This is a genomic window from Njordella aestuarii (genome assembly GCF_056494165.1).
Genome location: NZ_CM151397.1, coordinates 5,689,570 through 5,713,197, shown reverse-complemented (window position 1 = coordinate 5,713,197; position 23,628 = coordinate 5,689,570). Strand labels below are relative to the sequence as shown.

Annotated in this window: 19 protein-coding genes; 11 read left to right on the top strand and 8 right to left on the bottom strand. The window is 51.0% G+C overall.

Features of this window, described 5'->3' with window-relative positions; genetic code table 11:
• Positions 1–166 precede the first annotated feature (166 nt).
• The 3 genes from feoB to SH451x_RS22330 are packed head-to-tail and all read right to left on the bottom strand — an operon-like array spanning position 167 to position 2,868.
• Positions 167–2,380, bottom strand: a complete 2,214-nt coding sequence (gene feoB / locus SH451x_RS22340) for a ferrous iron transport protein B (RefSeq protein ID WP_479359399.1) — start codon at positions 2,378–2,380, stop codon at positions 167–169.
• A 16-nt stretch (positions 2,381–2,396) separates the two neighbouring features.
• On the bottom strand, positions 2,397–2,696 hold the full coding sequence (locus SH451x_RS22335) for a FeoA family protein (protein WP_479359398.1): 300 nt from the start codon (positions 2,694–2,696) through the stop codon (positions 2,397–2,399).
• On the bottom strand, positions 2,677–2,868 hold the full coding sequence (locus SH451x_RS22330) for a FeoA family protein (protein WP_479359396.1): 192 nt from the start codon (positions 2,866–2,868) through the stop codon (positions 2,677–2,679). The genes SH451x_RS22335 and SH451x_RS22330 overlap by 20 nt, the downstream gene beginning before the upstream one ends.
• 612 nt (positions 2,869–3,480) lie before the next feature.
• Between SH451x_RS22330 and SH451x_RS22325 the strand changes: the two genes are divergently transcribed.
• Positions 3,481–6,459: an efflux RND transporter permease subunit gene (locus tag SH451x_RS22325; protein WP_479359395.1), complete on the top strand. Its 2,979-nt coding sequence runs from the start codon at positions 3,481–3,483 to the stop codon at positions 6,457–6,459.
• A gap of 81 nt (positions 6,460–6,540) precedes the next feature.
• Here SH451x_RS22325 and SH451x_RS22320 read toward each other — a convergent pair whose 3' ends face one another.
• The gene (locus SH451x_RS22320) at positions 6,541–7,683 is read right to left on the bottom strand and encodes a helix-turn-helix domain-containing protein (protein ID WP_479359393.1); all 1,143 of its coding nucleotides are present in this window, start codon (positions 7,681–7,683) and stop codon (positions 6,541–6,543) included.
• Between the two features lie 285 nt (positions 7,684–7,968).
• On the opposite strand from SH451x_RS22320, the gene SH451x_RS22315 reads away from it, so the two are divergent.
• Positions 7,969–8,544: an ECF-type sigma factor gene (locus SH451x_RS22315; RefSeq protein ID WP_479359391.1), complete on the top strand. Its 576-nt coding sequence runs from the start codon at positions 7,969–7,971 to the stop codon at positions 8,542–8,544.
• 115 nt (positions 8,545–8,659) lie between these two features.
• On the opposite strand, the gene SH451x_RS22310 is transcribed toward SH451x_RS22315, so the two are convergent.
• Positions 8,660–8,821 (bottom strand): hypothetical protein, encoded by a 162-nt coding sequence (locus SH451x_RS22310; protein WP_479359389.1) that lies wholly within the window; start codon positions 8,819–8,821, stop codon positions 8,660–8,662.
• Positions 8,822–9,185: 364 nt separating this feature from the next.
• On the opposite strand from SH451x_RS22310, the gene SH451x_RS22305 reads away from it, so the two are divergent.
• From SH451x_RS22305 to SH451x_RS22270, 8 genes are all read left to right on the top strand, one after another.
• On the top strand, positions 9,186–10,169 hold the full coding sequence (locus tag SH451x_RS22305; RefSeq protein WP_479359387.1) for an ROK family protein: 984 nt from the start codon (positions 9,186–9,188) through the stop codon (positions 10,167–10,169).
• Between the two features lie 58 nt (positions 10,170–10,227).
• A complete protein-coding gene (gene kdsB / locus SH451x_RS22300; protein WP_479359385.1) occupies positions 10,228–10,998 on the top strand; it encodes a 3-deoxy-manno-octulosonate cytidylyltransferase in 771 nt (256 codons plus the stop codon).
• 154 nt (positions 10,999–11,152) lie between these two features.
• Positions 11,153–12,799, top strand: coding sequence for a CTP synthase (gene pyrG / locus SH451x_RS22295; RefSeq protein WP_479359384.1), 1,647 nt, complete (start codon positions 11,153–11,155; stop codon positions 12,797–12,799).
• A 360-nt stretch (positions 12,800–13,159) separates the two neighbouring features.
• The gene (locus SH451x_RS22290) at positions 13,160–13,435 is read left to right on the top strand and encodes a hypothetical protein (protein WP_479359382.1); all 276 of its coding nucleotides are present in this window, start codon (positions 13,160–13,162) and stop codon (positions 13,433–13,435) included.
• A gap of 313 nt (positions 13,436–13,748) precedes the next feature.
• A complete protein-coding gene (locus SH451x_RS22285) occupies positions 13,749–14,345 on the top strand; it encodes an RNA polymerase sigma factor (protein ID WP_479359380.1) in 597 nt (198 codons plus the stop codon).
• 120 nt (positions 14,346–14,465) lie between these two features.
• Positions 14,466–15,668, top strand: coding sequence for a class I SAM-dependent rRNA methyltransferase (locus SH451x_RS22280; RefSeq protein WP_479359378.1), 1,203 nt, complete (start codon positions 14,466–14,468; stop codon positions 15,666–15,668).
• Between the two features lie 176 nt (positions 15,669–15,844).
• Complete coding sequence (locus SH451x_RS22275) at positions 15,845–17,263, top strand: ammonium transporter (RefSeq protein ID WP_479362929.1); 1,419 nt, start codon at positions 15,845–15,847, stop codon at positions 17,261–17,263.
• A 174-nt stretch (positions 17,264–17,437) separates the two neighbouring features.
• A complete protein-coding gene (locus SH451x_RS22270) occupies positions 17,438–18,700 on the top strand; it encodes a DUF4832 domain-containing protein (RefSeq protein ID WP_479359376.1) in 1,263 nt (420 codons plus the stop codon).
• A 50-nt stretch (positions 18,701–18,750) separates the two neighbouring features.
• Here the strand turns inward: SH451x_RS22270 and SH451x_RS22265 are convergent, their stop codons facing one another.
• Positions 18,751–19,308, bottom strand: a complete 558-nt coding sequence (locus SH451x_RS22265; protein WP_479359375.1) for a cysteine hydrolase family protein — start codon at positions 19,306–19,308, stop codon at positions 18,751–18,753.
• 170 nt (positions 19,309–19,478) lie between these two features.
• On the opposite strand from SH451x_RS22265, the gene SH451x_RS22260 reads away from it, so the two are divergent.
• Positions 19,479–19,769, top strand: a complete 291-nt coding sequence (locus SH451x_RS22260; RefSeq protein ID WP_479359374.1) for a hypothetical protein — start codon at positions 19,479–19,481, stop codon at positions 19,767–19,769.
• A gap of 285 nt (positions 19,770–20,054) precedes the next feature.
• Here the strand turns inward: SH451x_RS22260 and SH451x_RS22255 are convergent, their stop codons facing one another.
• On the bottom strand, positions 20,055–20,639 hold the full coding sequence (locus SH451x_RS22255) for a hypothetical protein (RefSeq protein WP_479359373.1): 585 nt from the start codon (positions 20,637–20,639) through the stop codon (positions 20,055–20,057).
• A 352-nt stretch (positions 20,640–20,991) separates the two neighbouring features.
• Positions 20,992–23,619 (bottom strand): [protein-PII] uridylyltransferase, encoded by a 2,628-nt coding sequence (gene glnD / locus SH451x_RS22250; protein WP_479359372.1) that lies wholly within the window; start codon positions 23,617–23,619, stop codon positions 20,992–20,994.
• Positions 23,620–23,628 lie beyond the last annotated feature (9 nt).

The following is a 23,628-nucleotide window of genomic DNA, read 5'->3' as shown; positions in this document are numbered from 1 at the left end:
TTTCGCAATCGATTTGCTGCAGCCGCTGCATGATCCGCAACCTGGTTGCGAGGTGCTCGAGAACATTCGCTTGATGCGAAGGATTAGGTATGCCGCACAAATGACGGCAAAGCCTGCTGCAATATAGGTCTGAGCTGTTTCTGACAGGAAGCTCATTTTAAGAACCTTATCCGATCAAGCGTGATGCAACTTGATAAGTTAATAACGCTCCGACGTACGCGAGGCCAGTCATGTAGAAGAATGTAAAGATCGGCCATTTCCAAGAGCCGCTTTCTCGCTTCATGATAATCAATGTCGCACCGCATTGGGCGCATAATGCAAAGAAGACCATGATCGATAAAGCGGCCGATGTCGTAATCAATGGCGAACCATCGGTTTTCTTGGCGTTCTGCAGTGTTTCACGCAGTGGTTCACTCGTTTCATCAACGTCGCCACCGAGCGCAAAAATCGTCCCGAAGGTTGCAATCACCACTTCACGAGCGGGAAAAGACGCAAGTACACCAACTCCGACGCGCCAGTCCCAACCCAGTGGCTCAAACGCGGGCTCCATGGCAATTCCCATCCGGCCCAGCATGCTATCGCGCACGAGTTCGGCGTTCATCGATTGAATCTCACTGTCCAACTGTGCAATCTGCGCTTCGTCGGACGACTCTTGCTGTAGACGCATTTTCTCATAGAGTGGCGCACGGTCGCCTGGGAAATAGAGCATGGCCCACACTACGACCGCCGTTGCGAAAATCAGCGTGCCAGCGCGGCCAACAAATTCCTTTACTTGATCGCGAACTCGCGCGAAAACCACGGAAAAGCTTGGCCATTTGTATGCCGGCAGCTCTAAAACAAACGGTGACGATTTTCCCGGTAGCAAAAACTTACGAATCAACCAAGCTACAGGCACCGCCACCGTTGCACCTAACAGAAGCATAACAAGTAATACCGCTGACTGCAGTTTGAGCCAACCACCCAGGATGGATTCGTTCGGAACGAACGCATAAATCATCAAGACATAAACCGGAAGTCTCGCCGAACAGCTCATCAATGGAGCAACCAGCATGGTGAGCAAGCGGTCCGACCGACTTGAAATGGTTCGGGTTGCTAATATTCCAGGAACCGCACAACCGAACGAAGTCATTAAAGGCAGGAACGCTTTACCGTTGAGCCCAAGCTTGCTCATTAGCCGATCCATGACCATCGCCACACGCGCCATGTATCCGCAGTCTTCGAGGATAGCCAACAGCAGAAACAGGGCCGCAATCTGCGGAACGAAAACCAATACGGCGCCGATGCCGGCGAGTATTCCGTCAGTAATCAGACTTCGCAGAGCGCCTGGTTGCATCCGAGCTTGGACGAAGTTCTGTGCCGCGACTTGTTGCTCTTCCAGCCAGCCACTGGCCAAGCCGGTTGTGTAGTCCGAATACAATAGCTGAAAAATGCCAAGCATTGCGATAATGAAGAAAATTAGTCCAAACCATTGGTGTGTTAGGACTTTATCAATGCGATCTTCGATTGCAGGCGCCGGTGTGGTACGTTGTACGATGCCATCGAGCGTCTTTTTGATCCAAGCATATCGCTGTCGCGTCTCGCAAGCCGGTAACGGTAGTCCCTCGCTGGCCAGCTTCCCTTTGCAGTCAGCTAAAAACTCGCGCAACTCGACGACGTGCTTTCCGTTGGTCAGGCGCTTTAAGATCGAATCGTCGGCATGGATACCTGCATCGAACAATAGCCGTCGAGCTTGGAATGGCCGCAGTGGTAGATTGCGATCCTGGAACCAAGTCTGAAGTTGCCCTGCGGACGTGTTCAAGCAGCTTGGAAAGAGATCTACGGCTGACCGGTTTGGCTGATTGGGGAGTTTTAAGAGAGCGTTCTTGACGGCTTGAATGCCGCGTCGTTTCGAAGCACATGTCGTGATGACTGGGATGCCAAGTGCCGTTTCTAAAGCATCCAAGTCGATCGAAACACCGGACTTTCCTAGCCGGTCCCACATGTTCGCCACAAGCAAAATCGGTAAGTCGGTTTCTAAGAGCTGGCTAACTAGATACAGATTCCGCTCAATCGCGGTTGCGTCGACAACGACAATGATCCCATCAAGCTTGGGTATCGACGGGATTCCGCCGCTGACGGCGTTGACGCTAACCTGCTCATCCAGCGAACGAGCGTTCAGCGAATAAGTTCCCGGAAGATCGATCAGTTCGATCGTGCGGCCTTCGTGCGCGATCGTGGCTCGCTTCAGATCAACTGTCACCCCGGCATAGTTTCCAACTGCCGCATTACTGCCGCTAAGTGCATTGAAGAGTGAACTCTTGCCGGTATTGGGGTTTCCAATCAGGGCGAAGGTAAGAGTCTTTTGCGTTTGAATGGCTGGAGCGTTTATGAGAGAGGACATCGATCTTTCAACCAGATTACTCTGGCATTTGGATTTGGATTCGCGCGGCTTCCGTTCGCCGCAGCGAGATTCGCGTCCCGTTAATTCGAAATTCGAGTGGATCACCTAGCGGAGCTTGACCTGTCCGGGCAACTTGTTCGCCAGGCAGAAACCCCATTTCCATCAGGCGAATGCTCAGCTCGTCCTCGCCATCGCAGTCGACGATTTCGCAGGTTTGCCCGTTAGGTAGTTGATCGAGCGTCATATCGGGCAAGCTGGCTGGTATTAAAACAGTGCGAAGATTGCTAGTCGCAGGACTAGATCGCGTTGGATTCAACCAAAATGTCAACGTTATTGTCCAAACGCACAGAAAAACGACGGCCGTTGACTGAAATAATGCACGGATAGCCTGGGCGGACCATCTGAACTTTCACCCCTGCGTGAATTCCCATTTCGCTGAGTCGGTGGACGGCCACTTCGTCGCCGAATACATCGCTGACGGTTCCCATTTCGTTCGTACGTAGGAAAGAGAAGGGCACCGGAACTATATGTTGAACTGCTAGGGACATCGCGAGCCAGGTAGGTCGGAGGGTATATTGAGACTCGATTTCAACAACGACTCTTTCTATTTATAACGACAACGGGAGTTGCGAAAAATAGGATACCGCCGACTTTAGCCAACTTTTTTCATAAATAGTCAGTTCCTCACGATCGGTTACTGCCTGAAAGTGCCCCTAGTTTCTCTCAACGAAGGCTGTTGGGGCACACCTCCTGCGGTTGGCCGCAGTCGGTCGGCGTCCGCTTTTGGGGGCGAAGGCCAGAGTTCTCAGGACTCCTGGATAAATAGAAAAAGCGATTGCGAATGTCCCCATAGTTAAAAATGACTGTTAAAGTGGAGGCCCGTCGACGCTCGGTATCGTCACAGTTTGCCGAAACTGCAGAAAAACTGCGGACGAAATAGCTGGATGGGCTGGTTGTCGCTATGGCAGCGAAAATTATCATTCGTTACCGTAAGAGAGGAACTGTAGCAGTGTTTTCCTCAATCTCGTAAACTCCAATCGTTGTCGATTGGAATTGCGACCGTTGACTTTTCGAATGCGGCATTTACCAAGGCCCGAAGGATGCATCTAGGTAACAAAATTAGCGACAAGCCAAGCTTTTACGAGCGATGGGCAAAATGGATTTTGCTTGCTGTTCTGATCGTCGCGCCTTTAACCTTTTACGGGGCAGCCAAGGCGATTCAAAGCAATGTAAATAAGGTCGAAGATTGGTTACCGAAGAGTTTTGCAGAAACGCAGGAACTTGATTGGTTCCGCAAGAACTTTCCAACCGATCAGTTCGTGCTGATCTCTTGGGAGGGATGCAAACTGGGCAATGGTGCCGACCAGGAAGACGATCCTCGGATCGCACAATTAACTGCGCTGCTGCGGGGGGAGGTCGTCCCTGAGCTTGAAAATGGCCCCCCGAAATCAGCGGAAGAGGCTATCAACACGGATATCGATCCCGAACTGGTCAATCGTTACGTCAAGTCGGTGACCAATGGCGCCGAGATGCTTCGCGAACTGATGTCGCCGCCGATGAGCATAGCTCGGGAGACGGCCATCAGTCGTTTGCAGGGAAGCTTGATTGGTCCCGACGGTCGGCAAACATGTCTGGTGGTTAGTGTTAGTCCTGATGCGACCAGTCACTTAAAGGATTTCATGGGACGCGGCCAGAAACGCGTCTTCAAATTGCGTAAAGACATACCGCCGGGCTTGGTCCACCGCGCCGTTGCTAAGGCAGGAATACCCGCCGAGGATGTGCACTTTGGCGGGCCGCCTGTTGATAACATTGCGATCGACGAAGAAGGTGAGCGGACGCTTGTTCGGCTAGCCGGATTGTCTGGTCTGCTCGGGCTCATCCTCGCGTACTGGGCTTTGCGAAGTATCAAGCTAACGATGGTCGTGTTCGCATGCGGCGTGTTGAGTGCTGCTGCTTCTCTGGCGGTGATATGGGTGACCGGGGAAACCGTCGACGCGATTGTGCTGTCGATGCCTTCGCTGGTATACGTCCTCACCATCTCGGGTGCGGTGCATATTATTAACTATTACCGCGATGCTGTTTTGGAGGGCGGAATGTATCGCGCCACGGAGCGTGCGGCAATTCATGCTTTCAAGCCGGCTATCCTATGCAGTACGACGACATCGTTAGGGTTGCTCAGTCTGTACGCCAGTGATCTTACGCCTATCCGAAAATTCGGTCTTTACTCGGCCTCAGGCGTGATGATCCTGCTGTTGGTCCTGTTCCTGTATTTGCCTTCGGCCCTGCAATATTGGCAATATGGACGTCGATGGCTAAATGAAAAGCGGGATACACCACTCGAAGACCTGCCTCCAGAAGAGCGGCGTAATTCGCTTGCCGAACGGTCTTGGGCTGCAATTGCACGATTCATCGTTCGCAACCACTACGGTGTGGCTGCTGCATCGATTCTGTTCACCCTCATAGTCGGATGGGGAGTTACAAAGACTCGGACATCAATTGATCTTTTAGAATTGTTTGATTCTCGAGCTAAAATTCTCCAAGACTATCGTTGGTTAGAAAACAATATCGGTCGGCTTGTGCCGATGGAAATCGTGATCAAGTTTGATCGCGCATCGCAATCGACCGGCTCGCGTACGGCTGATACCGAACTCGAAGAGCTCTTTCGATTGACCTTTCTCGAGCGTCTTGAAACGGTTGCTCTGATTCAGGAAACAATCGAGGCAAAATTTGGAGTCGCGGGCCAGAACGTGGTTGGAAAGAGTCTTTCCGCCGCGACATTTGCTCCATCCTTGCCATCGACCTCGGGAGATACAGGCAGTTTCATCCAACGAACGGCATATGACTTACGTCTGAGCCAGTCTCGCGAATCTTTCATGGAAAGTGGTTTTCTGCGCATCGACCCTGAAAACGGCAGTGAGTTATGGCGCATCAGCCTTCGCGTCGCTGCTTTCGAAGGGGTCGACTACGGGCAGTTCGTTCATGAACTGCGCGATGAAATTGCGCCGATAACCGAAGCGCACGACTATCGACTCCAAGTACTTCGAGATCTGGTGAAATTTGACGAAAAAGACCGCTATAGCGGAAGTCGTGTACTGATTTGGGATCAACCGTATAGTGATCCTGCTGTGCAAAACCGGCACGAATCGATGGTGGATGCTCTTGTCAAGTTGTTGACGAAAGCCCGTATCAAAGTTGTGCAAGGAGTACCTAGTCCTGCATCAATGCCAGAGGTTGCACTCAAAAAGCTAAACAGTTTCGACGCGGTTGTGTTGGCCGGTTTGTTTTCCGACAACGACGTGCACACGATCGACAATGCGGTCGAACGTGTTGTCGACTTAAAACTAGGCGTCGTTGGTCAAGCAAGTGTGCCGACTTTGGTTGTCGGAGATCAAGCAGGTGGGCCAGAGCATCCCGGTTGGTTGTCGGCTGTTTACACCGGAGTTGTGCCCATTGTCTATAAAGCTCAGCGAGAACTGCTGCAAAGCTTGGTGGAAAGCACGATCTGGTCTTTCATGACCATTACGCCACTGATGATGTTGGTGTCGCGAAGCATTCGTGCTGGAGCTGTAGCAATGATTCCCAACGTGATGCCAATCCTCCTCGTTTTCGGAATGATGGGATGGTTGGGAGTCAGCGTCGACATCGGTTCGATGATGTCGGCAAGTATCGCCTTAGGTGTGGCGGTCGATGATACGATTCACTTCTTGTCGTGGTTTCGAACGGACCTCAATCGTCTAAAGGATCGAAAGCTTGCGATTGTGTCTGCGTACCGCAGATGCGCCACTCCAACGATTCAATCGGCGTTGATTTCAGGTATTGGCTTGTCGGTATTCGCGTTCAGTACTTTCACGCCAACGCAACGCTTCGGCTGGCTGATGTTGGTGATTCTCGTTGCAGGAGTCCTTTCGGAACTCGTGCTGCTGCCTTCGATTCTTGCGGGGCCGCTAGGAAAGGTCTTTGAAGCAAAAGGCAAACGTCGGGGGCTGCGGAGGTGGTGGTTGATCGCACAATACGAAATGCGGAAGCGAAGCGATTCGTCGGCGCAACAGATTCGTGATTACACGAAGCATGCGGCATGAATTAAATCTTCTAGCATCAACGATCCGCGATAGTGCAGGGCTATGCGGGAGGGCCGTTCGAGCCGATTGACACGCATCATCCTACAATGCGTCGACCAACTTATCTTTGCGGAATTTCTCGCGATAAGTACGAGGGCTTACGCCTTTGGCCGACTTGAAGAACGCCGAGAAGTTTGCAAGGTTGTCGAAGCCGCACAGGACGCCGATTCGGGCGATAGGTGCGTCGGTATCGGTCAAGAAGTGAATCGCCCGTTCCATGCGAATCTTTCGAATATGCTCGGCTGGTGTGCGACCTGTCGATTCGCGAAAACGTCGTTCAAAAGTGACACGAGACATTCGCAACGTGGCAATAACGTCTGATACATTGATCCCACGGCAAGCGTTCTCCTCGATAAAACGCAAAGCCCGCGAAATGTCGAAGTCCATGTCTGGGACCATCGTGGAGCCGCGGGCGACTAACGTTGCACCGTCGACTTTTTGTATCGAAGGTAAGGTTATCGGTTCGGGGCTTTCAAAGACTTGGGAGATCGATTTACCTGCTTGAAATCCAAGTTCGCGATTCGAAACCTCAATGGCTGATATGTCGAAGATTGGTAGCTTGCAAAGCGCGGCATTTTCAAGAGAAAGCACCGCCAAATCTGTTGGAATGTTGAGACTGAGTTGCTTGGCCAGTCCGATAATCCGCCCCGCCATCATCGCTGAATCAGTAATTACGGCAACGTGTTGCGGTTGCCCCGAAATCCAGGCTCGCAGTGTCTCGCAATTCAAGCAGTCTTCATCAAGCAATTCCACCAAATCTAACGCCACCTCTGGCCGGTCGATTGAAATGCTGTCTTCCTCGCAAGCTCGACTGATGGCAGCTATATATTCATTGGGTTGGCCGGCGTAAGCAACGGATCGGTAGCCGTTCTGCATTAGGTGACCGAGCACCAGCTCCGCAACCAGCTCCGTGTTAAGCTGGAGATTGGGAATGCTGTCAACTTTTTTTCCGGCTGTGACACTGAGAGCATTGTTCGGCAAGAACGACAAGTCGCATTCATGCTCGTCAGTGCATACAATTACAGCGTCCGGTCCCCATTTCTTCAGCAACCCAGGGGGATGCTTCTCTACGTTATAGGGGAGGACGAGCCAGTCATTGACTGACTGTGCGAAATCACAAACACCGTCGAAGATTTCTTGGTGGCTGGGTACCTGAGCTGAGATAGCGACTGCGACTTTTTTCATCGACGTTGTTCAGTATTCCTTGGCAACTTGAGCCCAAATCGAGCCGATTGACCCGACGGGTTGAACATCATTGGTTAAAATAAACTGTGCGGACAATACGTGCGTCCACGGCTTACCGCTGCCAATTCGATAGTGTACAAATATACCCGCACGTGGCGGTGTATACTAGAATGTCAATAAAGATCTGCAGCGGGAAACGGAACCAGCTCCCCCGTAAGAAAGCGATTTTTGGTAAATGCTGAGACATAAAAAGAAAGTTTTTTCCGAAGAAGGCCAACGCGTGTTGTGAGCAAGCCTGAAGAACACTCCGTTACGAACTGGATTGCTGCTGTACGGAATGGAGACGAGACAGCGGCAAGAGAGCTATGGAATCGATATTTCACGAGCTTAATGCGGTTGGCCCGCAGTCGCATGGCAACGCTTCCGCGATCGGTCTATGACGAGGAAGATGCGGCGCTCAGTACCTTCAATGTTCTCTGCGTGACGCTCAGAAAAGGCCGTTATCCTGCGCTAGGGGATAGAGAAGAGCTCTGGAACCTGATGCTTACGGTTTTGATGCGTAAGATCGGCCGGCGTGTCGACTACGAATTTTCAGACAAACGTACTCCCCCAGTAATCGATGCGGCTGCAGAATCTGAGGCAAGCCAAGGCGCACTTTCTTCTTCCGACCCCGTGGCAGCTGAATGTCAGCACCTACTGGAGGTTCTGAAGGATCCCAATTTAGAACAAGTCGCCATTTGGAAGCTTGAAGGCTACACGGACAACGATATTGCTGTGAAGCTTGGTAGAACAAGGCGAACTGTTCAGCGGATGTTGAGCTTAATTCGGGAAGTCTGGAAGCAGCAGCTGGACACCCAATAATCCAGCATCGCCACATTGCAAAAAGGGCAAAATGCAAAAACGCCATGGTGAAACCATGGCGTTTTATTTGCATTAGATTGCTGACCTGGTATCCCAGACTTTGCAGCAAAAGAAGTTACTTAGCAGCTTCTTGTTGGCTCTTTGCATATGAATCGGTCATTTGAGCTTCTTGATCCGAAATGGTGACCGTTTCAGAAGCTTCTTGGCTTCCGTCGCTGCAGCCAGCCACAACAACAGTAGCGCAGCAAACAAGTAGTAGAGCCCAGAAATTCTTCATTCGCTTTTCCTTTTACAGATATGACAAAGATAATTAAACAGTTTGGCAGCTCCCGCCCTCAGCTGAAAAATACTGCCTGCTTATCCCCCTATTACAATTGCAGTTAAACAGAGTTGTCAAGCATCCTTGCTAAATATTCAGTAGATTGCCGACTGCATGATCGGTACCAACAGCCCAACTTTCCCGAAACGTGCTCTCGGCAAGAACTTTTACGTTTCCACACTTCGCCATGTCGTCGCGGTAGCGGGAGGGCTTGCCTCAAACTATAACAGTGGCGGCGCCGACGGACGTGTCAATCCTGCGGTGTACGCCTCCCTCGTTCTCATTTGCATCGCTTATCTCCTTCGTGGACCAATGCCATTCAATGGAAAACTTGACCAACGTCACTGGATTTCGAATCGGATTTGATCTCGGTGGCACGAAAATGCTTGCCCTTGCAATTGACGACCAACAAAAAATCGTAGGTCGCAAAAAGCGGAAAACACGAGGTATGGATGGGGCTAAAGATGGTATCGAGCGCATCTGCCAGACCATTGATTTGGCGATTAGCGAGAATGGTCTAGATGTCGCTAATCTTCAAGGAATTGGAATCGGCTGCCCCGGACCAATCGACATGGCCAAAGGGGTCGTTCAAGTCGCAGTGAACCTTGGCTGGAAAAGTTTTGCTATCGGGGAACACCTGCAGAAGCGATTTGGCTGCCCAGTGTCCGTTCTCAACGACGTCGATGCGGGTGTGTACGGCGAATACTGTTTCGGCGCTGCCGTTGGTTGTCGATGCGCGGTAGGTATCTTTCCTGGCACGGGGATCGGCGGTGGGTGCGTCTACGATGGGGCGATCTTGCACGGAAGCAAGTTCTCCGCCATGGAAATTGGTCATATTCGCATCAGTTCCTCCGAGCGACGCGGCGGGATCGATATGATGGGCACTTTGGAATCCGAAGCAAGTCGACTTTCCATAGCAAGTGAATGTGCCCGATTGGCTTTTCGAGGTGAAGCGCCAAATCTGCTGAAAGCCGCCGGGACTGATATCGCCGAAGTCCGCAGCAAAGTTATTGCCGATGCGATCAGCAAAGGGGATGTGCAAGTCGAAGCGGTAGTCCAGCGGGCAATTGAACAAATCGGCTATGCAGCGGTAAATATGGTTCACTTATTGTCACCCGATATGATTGTTCTGGGCGGTGGCTTGGTTGAAGCACTCAGCGATATGTTTGTTAACGGCGTGCAACAGACAATGGATAAATATCTGATCGATTGCTATCGCGGTACCTGCACGGTTGTTCCAGCTAAACTGGGTGACGACGCAGCGGCGCTAGGGGCCGCCGCGTGGCAACAAAAGTGTGCCAATTGAGGCGCTGGATAGAGCGAATCTTTGTCCGCGAAATTGAATCGTTGTTAGGAGATTAGCCGTGGCAAATTGTAACGCAATCGTAGTCATTCCGGCTCGGCTTGCCTCGACACGTCTCCCGAACAAGCTGTTGCTGCGCGAGTCTGGAAGGACTTTGATCGAACATACGTATCGCGCAGCTTGCAAATCAAAACTGGCGAGCCACGTTATCGTGGCTACGGACCATCCCAGTATTCTAGAAGTCGTACGCGATTTTGGCGGCGAGGCCCGCCTTACAGATCCCAGTGCGAACAGCGGGACAGATCGAGTAGCTGAAGTCGCTAGTAGTCACGGCAGCGTCGATATCTTCGTCAATGTTCAAGGCGACGAGCCGGAAATCGATCCCGCGTCGATCGACTTGGTTATAGAGCGTTTGCAGGTTGATGCGAGTATCTCGCTGGCGACGCTCGCAACGCCGATTCGCGAACGAGAGCGTTTAAACAATCCGAATTGCGTCAAAGTTGTGTGCGATCACCAGGGCAGGGCACTTTATTTTTCTCGCAGTCCTATTCCGTTTGCTCGAGAATGGGACGACGCGATGCTCGCTAGCCAACCGCCGTTATTTCTGCAGCACATCGGTTTGTACGGTTACCGCCGCTGTTTTTTACAAGCCCTGCATAGTTTGCCACCGAGCTCTTTAGAAGAGACAGAGAAATTGGAACAGCTGCGGTTTTTGCAAGACGGCCATCAAATGGCGGTTTTGCTTGTGGATCATTCTGTCGCAGGTATTGATGTCCGGGCAGATTACGACGCTTTTTTAAAGCGACAACTTTTTTGTAGCGATAAAGACTGAAAAAGCGTCGCGTTATTGGCATCACGTCCTGGTTTCGCGAGTGTCAATCGCAAACCGTACGCGGCTTGGCTTTGTCAAGTTTTCATTCGACTGCTAAACTGCTGCCCAGCATGGCAACAAGCATCGCATTGGAAACAGCAGTCGTCGATTTTTCATGACAAAGCACATATTCGTAACAGGTGGAGTCGTAAGTTCCATTGGCAAAGGGCTAACCAGCGCGTCGATCGGGATGCTGCTGGAGGCACGCGGGCTTCGCGTCAGAATGCAAAAACTGGATCCGTACATCAACGTCGATCCGGGCACAATGAGCCCTTATCAACACGGCGAAGTCTATGTGTTGGACGATGGCAGCGAAACTGACTTGGATTTGGGGCACTACGAACGATTTACCAGCGGGTTGCTCAACCGGCACTCGAACTACACCACGGGGCAAATCTATTCGGCGGTGATCGAGCGCGAACGCCGTGGCGAATATCGAGGCAAGACGGTCCAAGTTATTCCCCACATCACGCAAGAGATCAAAGATGCGATCAGCCGCGTAAGTGACGTCGATACCGATGTTGTAATCACGGAGATCGGTGGAACCGTGGGCGATATTGAAAGTCTTCCGTTCCTGGAAGCCATCCGCCAGTTCCCGCAGGACGTCGGACGCGAAAACTGTCTGTTCATCCACCTTACACTTGTGCCGTATCTGAAGGCTGCTGCAGAGCTGAAGACGAAACCGACGCAGCACTCCGTGCAGCTTCTTCGGCAAATCGGTATTCAGCCCGACATTCTTATTTGCCGCTGCGAGCAAAATATCTCCATCGAAGAGCAACAAAAGATTGCGCTTTTTTGCAATGTGCCACCCGAAGCTGTTATCGAAGAGAAAGACAAGGACTTTTCAATCTACGAAGTTCCTATCAGCCTCAAAGATAAAAAGTTAGACGAACAGATTATCAAACGGCTTCAGTTGCCATCCCATCCTCTCGTGTTTGATGCATGGGAAAATCTGATGCACAATCTGCGCAGTCCCGAACACGAAATCAGCATCGCCGTCGTCGGTAAATATGCCGAGCACAAAGATGCATACAAGTCGATCTACGAAGCGATTGATCACGCTGGAATTCACCGCCATGCACAAGTTCGCATCGCGAGAATTTACAGTGGTCAAATTGAAGAAGAAGGTGCCGAACGATTGCTCGCGGGCTACGACGCGTTGTTGATCCCAGGTGGGTTCGGTGAGCGAGGCATCGAGGGTAAAGTGCAGGCGATCCAGTATGCTAGGCAGCGAGAGATCCCATTTTTCGGAATCTGTTTGGGTATGCAGTGCGCCGTGATCGAGTACGGTCGCAACGTCATTGGCCTTGAGAACGCTCATTCAACCGAATTCAACAAGAACACGCCTCACCCGGTCATTTGCTTGATGAATGAGCAACGTGAAGTGACTCAGCTGGGAGGAACCATGCGACGCGGAGCGCAAGCGGCGATGCTAACGGAAGGCTCGATGGCGGCCAAGTCGTACGGTTCGCTGCAGATTTCAGAACGTCACAGGCATCGTTACGAGTTCAACTATGCATATCGCCAGCAATTCGAAGAGCACGGAATGACGTTCTCGGGAGTAAGCCCTGACGGTCGACTGGTTGAAATCGTAGAGCTGGCCAATCATCCCTGGTTCCTCGCAGTCCAGTTCCACCCTGAGTTCAAAAGTAAGCCAACGCAGGCTCACCCGCTTTTTTCGTCTTTCGTGCAAGCCGCAATCGATCGCAGCATTCGACGTCTCCAGAGAAGTTCCATCGTGTCAGCTACGACGGAGAGCTAAGCGATCGGCCTGTCTCGCCGTGAATCGCTCTCAGACCAAGCAAAATGCTGGTTTTTCGCAAACTTAAGGCTGACGAGATCTCAAAAAGCTAGCTGTCCTGCGGCAACGCTCGTGGGCAGTAAATTAAAATAAATAGAAAAAAAGTTCGTCCGACTGCGAACTTTCTATGGCTTTCGCAGTCTTCTGACTCGTACACCAAGCGTGCTACACTACAGCCCAGCAAGCTGTTGTTTGTATTTCTGCGAACCCGGTGTTAATATAGGACCGTTCCCGCTCCGATCTAAATCGTAACGATTGCGATTGGCTCGCGGTTGTGTTGTTTTTTTAATCCGAAGTCCATAGTGACTTGGGGAGGATGTCATGCGTCGATTTGCATTTGCTATTGCTGTAGTCAATTCCGTGGTCGCCTTTGTGCGAGCAACCGGCATTGTCGTGGCAGCCTGCATGCAAGGCATCCTTCACCTTCTGTCAGAGAAGCTGCGCCATTATTGGCTCACGAAGCCGGATGGAACGAAACGCGATGAGCTGAAAACGCTCAACACGTTTCGCGGCATATTAGGGTTGCCAAAATTGGTGCCCGCGTATGCTCCATCGCGTCGTCGCAGCTATCAGAGTTGTCGTCGGCAAGGCAGTTAGTTCACAGTTTTGCTGTAACAACTGTTTGGATAAAGGTGACAGCGTGGCAGCAAGTGTCTCGTCGAGGCATGCTCTGCAGCGTCCATTACCTAGCCATTCCGTTTGACTATACAAGAAGTTTTAGGCCTACGCATTTTACCTTTTCGGGCGTAGGGGAAATTTTGCAAAGCTCACTTAGAAGTGTGAGACTAGATCCTAAGACGACTTCGTAGGTTTCCGGAATCCAACTTTATTCGTTCGGATTAATTACGGTGTGCGCAACCTCTGCAGAATTACTGCCAAGGAGCACGCCGGTTGTTTAGTAGGAAACAACATGGCAACTGTAACTGAGTTCGCAGGCATCTGCACTTACAACACCACCGAAGCTCGAACTGTCGTCGAACTCGTTTTGGATGCTCAGAACGGAGACAAAGATGCTTTGGAGACACTTTTCCTGCGTTACCAAAACTACGTTCAGAACTTGGCTTCGCGATACATAGATAACTGGGATGATGCTGCGGAAATCAGCCAAGAGGTTTTCATCTTGGTGATGCGCCGCCTGCATCAGTTGCAGGTACCCGAAGCGTTTGGATCGTGGCTGCGTCGTATCACGCACCGTACGGCAATCAATTATTGCCGTCGGAAGCGAATCGCATGGTCGGTCGAACCTGAAACCTTGGACGCTAACGCCGGCAAGGATTCCGATCCTTCCGATTGGGCCGAGGACCGCGAAACGAACCAACAGGTTCATAGCGGTTTGAACCGCTTGAAGGAGAGCGACCGTGAAACGTTGGTAGCGTTTTACCTGAACGACCAGTCCTTGCTGGAAATGGCTGCCGAATTCAAGGCGCCTGTGGGTACTATCAAGCGCCGATTGCACGTTGCGCGAAAGCGATTGGCCAAGGAGTTGGAAACTCTCCAGTCAGTTTAGGCTTTTGTGGATCGCAAGGCGGTAGGTTGGTATTAAAGTAGGGGACCCGGTTGTGACTGTAGACTTCGACAGTCACAATTCGGGTGCCTTTTTTTGATCTGACCTTTTTTCTACAACCAAATGTCCAACGCGGTTCTTAAAGTTCGTGATGCGGCCAGCAATAGTATTGCTTCCAAGCATCCGTGGGTTCTTGTTACCTCTCTCTCGAAGAATATTCAGTCGATCGAAAAGGATAGCGTCGTTGATCTTGTCGATCAGAACGAACGCTTCGTCGGCCGAGGCATATTCAACCCTGACAGTCGAATCGCCGTTCGTGTCTATACCTGGGACGAAAGCGAGGCGGTTGATGAGGCGATGTTTGAACGGCGAATCGCGGCAGCATTTTCGCTTCGCAAATCGATCGGAGAGTTTCCGACCTCAGAACAGACGATTGCCCGAAGGCTTGTCTTCAGCGAAGCGGATCGGCTAAGCGGACTGATTGTGGACGCCTACGGACCCTACTTGGTAATCCAAATTACTTCGTCAGGTATGCGAGCGCGATTAGATCTTCTCGTCTCGATTCTGCAGCGACATTACCCCGCGATGGGAATTACGCTACGGATCGATGAATCAACGGCTGCTCGCGAGGGCATTGAGCCTGCGAACGAAGTGATCTTTGGACAAGTCCCGGCAGAAGGGATTAGCATTACCGAAAACGATGTGCAGTTTCACGTCGATCTTCTGTTAGGGCAAAAGACCGGACACTATCTGGACCAACGTCGGAATCGACTTGCGGCCGCGCAATGGATTGCACCTGAATCGAAGATTCTCGATGTCTGTTCGTATACGGGTGGCTTTTCGTGCACGCTAGGCCGTTATGTTTCTGGTGCGCATATCACTGCGATCGACTCGAGTCAAAAGGCGCTTGATCTTGCAAAAGTGAACGCTGAATTGAACGGCTTCAGTAACATTGAATTCGAACAGAACGACTTTTATCAAGCGTTAGAAAAGCGATTGAATTCGGGGCAGAAGTACGACGCGATAATTCTCGATCCACCGCGCATGGCCAGCGCACGTTCGCAAGTCGATCGAGCTTTAGCGGCCTATCATCGGCTTAACTACCTTGCAGTCCGACTGCTGAAGGTGGGCGGGATTCTTGTGACGTGTTCTTGCTCGGGCCGTGTCGCCCGCTTGCAATTTCAACATATGCTGTTGGGCGTTTCCAAGCGTTCAGGGCGAGAAATTCAGATTCTGGAACAGCGAGCCGCCTCAGAAGATCACCCCATGCTTATAAATTGCCCAGAAACCGATTATCTAAAGTGTTTCATCTGCAAAATTTTGTAGGCGTGGCCTAGCAACTTCGGGGCGTCGTGGCGAAACTATGACAGCAAATGGCGGAACTGGTGTCTTGTGGCGGACCTAAAAACTTAGGTCATTAACCGTATTTGCTTTCGGAGTGTTTTATGAACTGTAGCTATGCTGCATCTGTTTTCCGATCATGTAGTTTGCTTCTACTGGTCATGATTTTTGCGACGTCAAGTTTTGCTCAGGACGAAGCGTCGACAGTTGCTGACTCGTCTGTTGCGGAAGCTGTCGCCGAAGAACCGGCACAAATGACCTTGGAAAAAGTCGACGCTAAGGCTTCGGAAGCTCGTATTGCTGCTCACAATGCATGGATGCTGATTAGCTCTGCTTTGGTGCTATTCATGGCCGCCCCAGGCTTGGCCTTGTTTTACGGCGGTCTGGTTCGCAAGAAGAACGTGCTCAGCGTCATGATGCAATGCATGTTCATGATGGCGATGATGACGGTGCTGTGGGCGCTGATCGGGTATTCATTGGCGTTCGGGAACGGTGGACGTTTCAATCTGTTTATTGGTGGATTCGACTTTGCGTTTATGAACGGAGTGCAACGCACTTGGAACGAATCAACCGGAGCGGCGGATACGCCCATGTTTCTAGAGGGGCAATTGACTCGCTATTCACACATGCTTTTTCAAGGCATGTTTTTTATCATAACACCAGCGTTGATCTGTGGCGCGTTTGCGGAGCGGATGAAGTTTAGTGCAATGGCGCTGTTTTCCATTTTGTGGGGCATCCTAATCTATTGCCCGTTAGCACATATGGTTTGGGGCGGTGGCTATCTTGCGTTCGGTGTAGAAGGCGCTTTGCTTGGTGGCGCACTTGATTTCGCAGGTGGCACGGTTGTTCATATCAGCAGTGGAGTGTCGGCGTTAGTGGCAGCCATCATGATTGGTCCACGCGTTGGCTTCGGACGCGAACCGATGCCGCCACATAATCTGACGTATACCGCTATGGGAGCCGCGATGTTGTGGTTCGGCTGGTTTGGCTTTAATGCTGGTTCAGAATTGCTGAGTGACGAATTGACAACCAGCGCATTTGCGGTGACTCACTTCGCAGCAGGTGCGGGAGCAATTGGGTGGTTGACGATTGAATGGCTGTGGCGAGGAAAACCAACGGTGCTCGGCGTAAGTTCCGGGATTGTAGCAGGACTCGTTTGCATCACTCCGGCGGCTGGATTTGTTCAGCCCATGCCAGCGTTGTTCATGGGCTTTGTTGCTGGCGTAGTCTGTTATCTAGCCTGTTCAATGCTCAAAGCGTCGTTGGGTTACGATGATGCTCTTGACGCTTTTGGAGTTCACGGAGTAGGTGGAACGCTTGGTGCAATCCTGACGGGAGTTTTCGCGACGCGAGCTTGCTGGGATATCAACAAAGGTAATACACTTGGCCTATACGAAGGTGGTGGAGTTTTAGCTGGCCAAATCGCGGCTGTAGCGGTGACTTACGTGATCTCGATTGTGGGGTCAGTAGTTTTGTTGCTCATCGTTAACGTTTTGGTCGGTTTGCGTGTGCCTGCTGAAGTCGAACGACAGGGCTTGGACGTTCAAATGCATGGTGAAGAAGGCTACATCTTCTTGTAAGAAAGAGCTTCGAGTAATCGACAACACGAATTCGGCCAGATTTGTCTTTGGATAAGTCTGGCCGTTTTTCTTGAACATTCCCAATTTTGCCCGCATTTGGGTCATAATGATCCAAAAATAGGGCGTCTCATTAGAGTTCGCAAGTTATTGCCTAACAAAAGAAAGAGGCGTGGGATGCGTGGTCAGCGAAACAAGCTAGTCCGGTCTGTTGTGGTGTTGGTATTTGCTGCGTCGACAAGTCTGCTCGCAGCCCAAGAGATGCAAAGGATTCCCCTGCAAGCCGAGATTCAAAATGTACAGCCGATGACAGGTATAGTGCTTTGGTCGACCAACGAATCTGTCGCGACGGCTCCCGTGCAACTCGAGTACTCGTACCTAACCTATCGCGACGTCGTGAAGAGGAGGGGGGAGTATGATTGGCAGGTTGTCGACAGGCTCTTAGCTGACGCGGCATCACGCAAGCATCAACTGATTCTACGTTGGCATGATACCTACGTCGGCAAGAAAACAGGCGTCCCTGACTTTATTGTAAACTCCCCTGGCTATCAGTTGGTTAAGGGGAAGAGTGAGAATAAGCCGACGGAATTTCCGGATTGGTCAAGTCCGCTTTTGCAAGAGTTTACGCTAGAGTTCTTCTCGGAATTTTCGAAGCGTTACGACTCCGATCCGCGGCTTGCGTTCGTTCAAGTGGGCTTTGGATTGTGGGCAGAGTACCACATCTATGATGGCCCAATGAAGCTGGGAGGAACCTTCCCGTCGAAGGAGTATCAGGAACGCTTCCTAAAGCATGCAGCGAGTTGTTTCAATCAGACGCCATGGATGATCTCAGCTGATGCGGCTAACGAAGAGTGGAGCCCGCTTGAGGAAAACGAAGAATTATTGTTGCTAGAGTTTGGAGTGTTCGACGATTCTTTCAACCATAAAAAGCACGCCGAAGAGAACGAGCCGAATTGGAACATACTTGGCAAAGACCGTTGGAAGATCGCGCCGACAGGTGGTGAATTTTCTTTCTTTGCCTCAGTTGATCAGAAGAAGGCGTTGGCACCAACTGGTCCTTACGGCATTTCGTTCGAACAGCAAGCTGCAAAGTTTCATGTTTCTTTCATCATTGGCGATGCGCAACCGGAATTTCAGTCGGAGAAACGAATCAGAGAAGCGGGCATGGCGACCGGCTACGCGTTTCATATCGTTGAGTTCCAATCCGCAACAGGTCAGTCTCTGGTAGAGATTGAAAACCGAGGCATTGCACCGATTTACTACGATGCATTTCCAGTTGTCGACGGAACGCGAGCACAAGAGTCCCTCAAAGGTTTGCTTCCCGGTTCGAAGCGAACTTTTAAGGTGCAAGCGGGAAGCTCAAATCCAAAGATTGCAATCGAGTGCGATCGACTAGTTCCGGGGCAGTCGATCGAGTTCGCAGCAGATCTACGCAATTAATCAGATGCTTAACAGGCTTGAAGGAACATGCTTGGAAATTTGCGAATGCACTAGCCTAACCGCGCATACCATTCGCTGCAGGGGATGACGTCGCTTATGAACATCTGCTGTGCGACCAGGATCGAATCGTGCATTTGCTGAGCCTTGACGTTTCCAGCCTTATTCTCAACGTCCAGGGTGCCTGTGGCATCATTCAAGAACTCAACTTTGTATCCGCGATGGAACGCTTGTCTGGCAGTGGTATCGCAGCACATGTGCGTCATGTAGCCAGCGATGACGACAGTTTCGACGCTGTTGCTTTGAAGCCATTCTTCTAAATTAGTTCCAGTGAATGCGCCCGGGAGCTGTTTATCAATCAAAATGTCATGCGGCCGTTTTGCGATCTCTGGATGGAGTTTCCATGCTTCGGAATTCAGTCGAAAAATGGGGGATTGCGGATCAGCTTGGTGGTGCCGTACCACGGCGGTCGCAATGTTCGCTGCTTTCGCTGCGTCCATAACTGAGACGATGTTGTCGAGATGTTTGGGTGGGTAACTAACTGGCAGCGCACCGTCAAAGTATTCCTGCTGGACGTCGATGACAAGAAGTGCTCTTTTCGTAGGTTGCATTGGATTTTCGAGTGATTTGAGTTGAATTAGTTCGGGACCGCAGCAATCGATCTCATATGGAAGTGAAGTATTTTAGCATCGCGAACTAGGTGAAAGTCGTCACTTATGATAATTTCATCGTGCAGATTTAGTCGTTCTCTCGGAAGTCGTGCAGTTTAGGATGCGGCGTTATGAAAATCGTAGCTTTGAAAAATCAAGAGGCTCCCAGCTTGGACGTCTCGAATCGCATCAAGCAGGAAATCGTCTACTTTGCGACCGCATCGAATAGTGATGGGCTGACCACGGAAGAGTACACCATTGACGTGGGGGAAGCGCGACGGATTCTCGATCAGGGCGTGCTACACGTCGTGTCGCCACTTCGAGCGGAAAATGCTGCCGAAGTCGAAATCAGTGAAGATGCAGAGCGGCTACTCGAGTGGGTGCTTGAGTACGATATCCACCAGATTCGTTTATGCACCTAAGCATGCGTAGCGCGCACGAAGCCGAGCAAGAAGATTTGAAACGGGCGCGCAAAAAAAGGTCATGGCATACCGCTCCATCGTCATGCCATGACCCCACATGTCGCAAGGTTTGTCTGGACAGGTGGCGCCTTCCAGACAATCCCCTCCCAATCCGTGGTTACTTAGTCCATCGGCAACAGGTGCGGTGGCTCGTAACACAAAAAGGGAGGGAAGGCATTTTTTGAGGAACTTTTTGCTTCGCCTGATACTCTGCGGAAGAGTTTTCAAATCCAGCGTAAGTTGAATCTACTGGTCGCATGCCGAAGTGTCGCACCCATCGTTGGTCGCAGGTTGCGTGTAACGATTGCGATGAAGGTGATGGCGATGTGCTGGAACGCCGCACGCAGTGTCATAGGCTTGGCCGCCACAGCTTCCGGAACCACATCCGCAACCAGACTTCGCATGGAAAGTGCAATACGCTGCAACGTCGGCTTGATGTTGTGCTGCGAAGCCGGCCCAAACATTCGGGCACGCGTTGGGTGAGCACTGCATGTAAGACAACAGGGACGATGGGCGTGAGGGTCCCATGGATGTGAAGTATGTGGGGGCCGCGACTTGTGGATGTAGTTGCGACGCAGAATTGTGGATGGCGATCATTTCGCTCGTCAGCTTTTTGCCCGCCGGAACGTGCGAATCGTTAGTGGATGGCAAACTCGTAACTTCGCCAGCTACATCCAACGGCTGGCTTGCGTCGGCTCGAAAAGGTTGAGCGGTTTCGACACTTGGAACTGGAGCGTTCGATGGAAAGGTAAAGCCATCGAAGTCATCCTGCGCGAATGCGGAAGATGTGAGAGCAATCGAAAAGAGTGCAGTATAGAACTTCCCAGACATGCTTACATCCTTGTGAGAGGCTTTGGTGGCATCCATGCTTGACTTATTTATAGGCTCACTTCATCAAGAGGAGCAAAGCCAGCAAGAGCGAAATAAGAGATTTGGATAGGGAGTCGAGGATTCACTCTGTTAACGTGATAACATGAATCACTTTTACCGCGAGTTGGAATCGTGGCGAGTGCCGAGGCTCCAGCTAACCAAATCTCTTTCGCTATGGAAGCTTGCCACGGATCTAGAAGGAGGCAACCAAATGCCTCGAATAATTTTTCAATCCAAAAGGAGAAGAGGCCACTTATACATATCAGATAAAGCTTGAGGCTTAGGAAAGTAAGCCTGCCTCTCGGCTAACAGCTTATACGTCGACGGACTTAAGCAGTCGTTGACGCAACGTGTACAGGAGAGTGGATTCAAGAATCTTCTTTTGATCAAGTGTAGTGACGTAGAACACGTCAACAACCTGATCTAGATGAGTGCTAAATTTTGCCGAATGCAGCACGATCTCCAAAGAGAGTAGCGTCTTGGAAATTTCAAAGAGTAGTCCTGTACGGTCGTACGCAAAGATGGTGATGATCGTATACCGGTCGGATGTGTTATTGTCGAATCGAACTTGAACTGGTTGGTGACGCAACAGCTGTGTTTCAAATTTGTTTCCCCAAACCTTACGAAAATGAGGCGAGTCGATCTCGTCTGGCTTCAGGCTTTTCAGGATCTTGGCGCATACTTCATTGATGCGAGACTGCGGTGGAGCTCCGTCGAAGTCATCATCTTCGACCAAAAAACGGTCCCAAGCAATCTCGTCCGGCTGCGTATGTACTTCACCCGATAGAATATTCAGGCCTAACGAAGATAGTGCGCCTGTGATACGAGTGAATAAACCGATGGGAACATCCTGTCGAACGGCCACTACGTACTGCGTAGCGTTTTGTGTGGGCTGGTAGTTTCCCCAAACGCTGATTGGACTATCGCTATTTAGTTTTTGAAGCGTTTGTAGTTCCTCAATAAGCTCATTAGGCTGCAGCAACAACAAATAGGCCATTGGGATTTTTGCGATTTGCTTTTCCCACCAGTCTGCGGGCTTGAGGGCTCGAGCCTGTGCTGCAACGGCAGCCCGTCGCAATTCGACTTCGGTTACGAAGCTTCCATCGCGACCGCTTTCACCTTCACCAAACTCTGCCAGCGTCGATTGGTAAAGCTGTTTAAGCAGGTTTAGTTTCCAATCGTTCAAGGTGCCTGGTCCTACAGCTTCCAGATCGGCACATGTCAGGATGAACAGCATTTGCAACGCTTCAACGCTGCCCACCGCCGCGGCAAAAGTAACAATCGTACTTTTTTCCGAAAGGTCAAAGCGGAATGCTTTGTGGGCCATGATCAGATGCTTGTGAACCAGATAAACAAGCATCTCTTTTTCTTCCGGCTCCAGACGCAGCAGGTCTGCTGTCTCTGCGGCAATCCTCGCACCGACTTCACTGTGATCTTCGACGAACCCTTTGCCGAGGTCGTGAATTAACAATGCCAGATGTAGCAGAGCCTTATTCTTTAGCTTGCGGTATGTGGCTCCAAGAATATTGGGTAGTTCATTGAATTCAGTCGCCGCCTGCACGCTTAATATGCAATGCGCGTCGACGGTATATTTGTGATATTCATTGAACTGCAACAGATAACGCGCGTGTTTGAAGCCAGGAATGATCTGTTCCAATACGCGTAACTCATGCAGACGCCGGAGCATTGGTCCGAGATTGCGAGGCTGTTGCATCAGCAACGAAAATCTTGCAATCGTCTCGTTGCTAGGTGGTGTCGGTGGCCGCTTGAGCATCGATTCGCGGATTGTGAGCCACGTGTGATGGTCGATTCGACGATTATGCGTGTTCGCTAACAACATCAACTCGATTACCTTTGAAGGATCGTCCTTCAAGACCTTGAGTTGCCGTTTCGTCGGCCAAATTTCGCGAAGCCCGATTCGGTAATCTGCTCCCAGTGCGCGAGAGAAAAACCGGCTTACCGAAGTTGCGTAGGCAAACGACGATTTCGTGGATTGGACAAAGTGCGCCGACGAGTACCGGACCTCGCTCGTGAACGAAAAGTACTGCTGCATAAATTGTTCGACTGGCAACAAGCCCTCGTTGCCATGGAATTCAGCCCACTCGGCAAACTTGAGTTGTTTCGCCCGGTCTAGCAGATCTTCTGATCTACCTGCTTGAAAGTGCAACTGGTTGCGCAATCGCAGCAAGTAGCTATAGCCATTCTGCAAAGAACGAAAATCTTCGTCCGTCAGCAACTGCATTTCTTTTAGCTCTTCCGGTTCGGATTCACCGTATCGAGCAAATCCAACCCAGCGGACCATTTGCACATCGCGCAGCCCACCGCGAGATCGCTTTATATTTGGATGCAGTAGGTATGTTGATTCTCCGAATTGCTCTTGCTCCTCACGGCGAGCGGCCTGGATCGCCGGGATCAACCATCGAGCTCGACTGTTTGCACCTGTTCGGAACGATTCACGGAACTTTGAAAAAAGTTGTTGGTCACCACACAACAGGCGACTCTCTACCAATGACGTAAAGACTGCTGCGTCATTCCAAGCGAGCGTTTTAGCTTGTTGCGGAGTGCGTGTTGAAAATCCCAGCTGAAGTCCGGAATCAACGAGCATTTGCGCAGTGGCGCGAGCAAACGGAATGACTTGGCTTTCCTTGCTGCGACGATAGAGCAGCATCAGGTCAATGTCAGAATAGGGAGCAAGATCGCGCCGACCATAACCACCATGTGCGACCAGTGCGATGCCAGAGAGCGAAAGCTCAAGCCCCGCTGTTTGCGCAGCAGCGTGGATAACATCCGTCAAAATGTTGTCGACAGCGTCTGTCCAAAGAAAGCAGACTTGCTTGCCTGAAGCGCCGGAATCATGTTGGCCGCGCGCTTTTTCACGGTTTTCACGCAGTCGCGTACGTGCATCCACAACGGCTGGATGCAGCGACAGCTTGCTCGACATAAGGTTGAT

Coding starts and splice junctions, on each gene's coding strand:
- SH451x_RS22255 (WP_479359373.1), bottom strand. CDS start 20,639: ATGTCTGGGAAGTTCTATACTGCACTCTTTTCGATTGCTCTCACATCT.
- SH451x_RS22260 (WP_479359374.1), top strand. CDS start 19,479: ATGAAAATCGTAGCTTTGAAAAATCAAGAGGCTCCCAGCTTGGACGTC.
- feoB (WP_479359399.1), bottom strand. CDS start 2,380: ATGTCCTCTCTCATAAACGCTCCAGCCATTCAAACGCAAAAGACTCTT.
- SH451x_RS22280 (WP_479359378.1), top strand. CDS start 14,466: ATGTCCAACGCGGTTCTTAAAGTTCGTGATGCGGCCAGCAATAGTATT.
- SH451x_RS22320 (WP_479359393.1), bottom strand. CDS start 7,683: ATGAAAAAAGTCGCAGTCGCTATCTCAGCTCAGGTACCCAGCCACCAA.
- SH451x_RS22270 (WP_479359376.1), top strand. CDS start 17,438: ATGCGTGGTCAGCGAAACAAGCTAGTCCGGTCTGTTGTGGTGTTGGTA.
- SH451x_RS22330 (WP_479359396.1), bottom strand. CDS start 2,868: ATGGGAACCGTCAGCGATGTATTCGGCGACGAAGTGGCCGTCCACCGA.
- SH451x_RS22325 (WP_479359395.1), top strand. CDS start 3,481: ATGCATCTAGGTAACAAAATTAGCGACAAGCCAAGCTTTTACGAGCGA.
- SH451x_RS22310 (WP_479359389.1), bottom strand. CDS start 8,821: ATGAAGAATTTCTGGGCTCTACTACTTGTTTGCTGCGCTACTGTTGTT.
- SH451x_RS22285 (WP_479359380.1), top strand. CDS start 13,749: ATGGCAACTGTAACTGAGTTCGCAGGCATCTGCACTTACAACACCACC.
- SH451x_RS22265 (WP_479359375.1), bottom strand. CDS start 19,308: ATGCAACCTACGAAAAGAGCACTTCTTGTCATCGACGTCCAGCAGGAA.
- SH451x_RS22305 (WP_479359387.1), top strand. CDS start 9,186: ATGGAAAACTTGACCAACGTCACTGGATTTCGAATCGGATTTGATCTC.
- pyrG (WP_479359384.1), top strand. CDS start 11,153: ATGACAAAGCACATATTCGTAACAGGTGGAGTCGTAAGTTCCATTGGC.
- SH451x_RS22275 (WP_479362929.1), top strand. CDS start 15,845: ATGATTTTTGCGACGTCAAGTTTTGCTCAGGACGAAGCGTCGACAGTT.
- SH451x_RS22290 (WP_479359382.1), top strand. CDS start 13,160: ATGCGTCGATTTGCATTTGCTATTGCTGTAGTCAATTCCGTGGTCGCC.
- glnD (WP_479359372.1), bottom strand. CDS start 23,619: ATGTCGAGCAAGCTGTCGCTGCATCCAGCCGTTGTGGATGCACGTACG.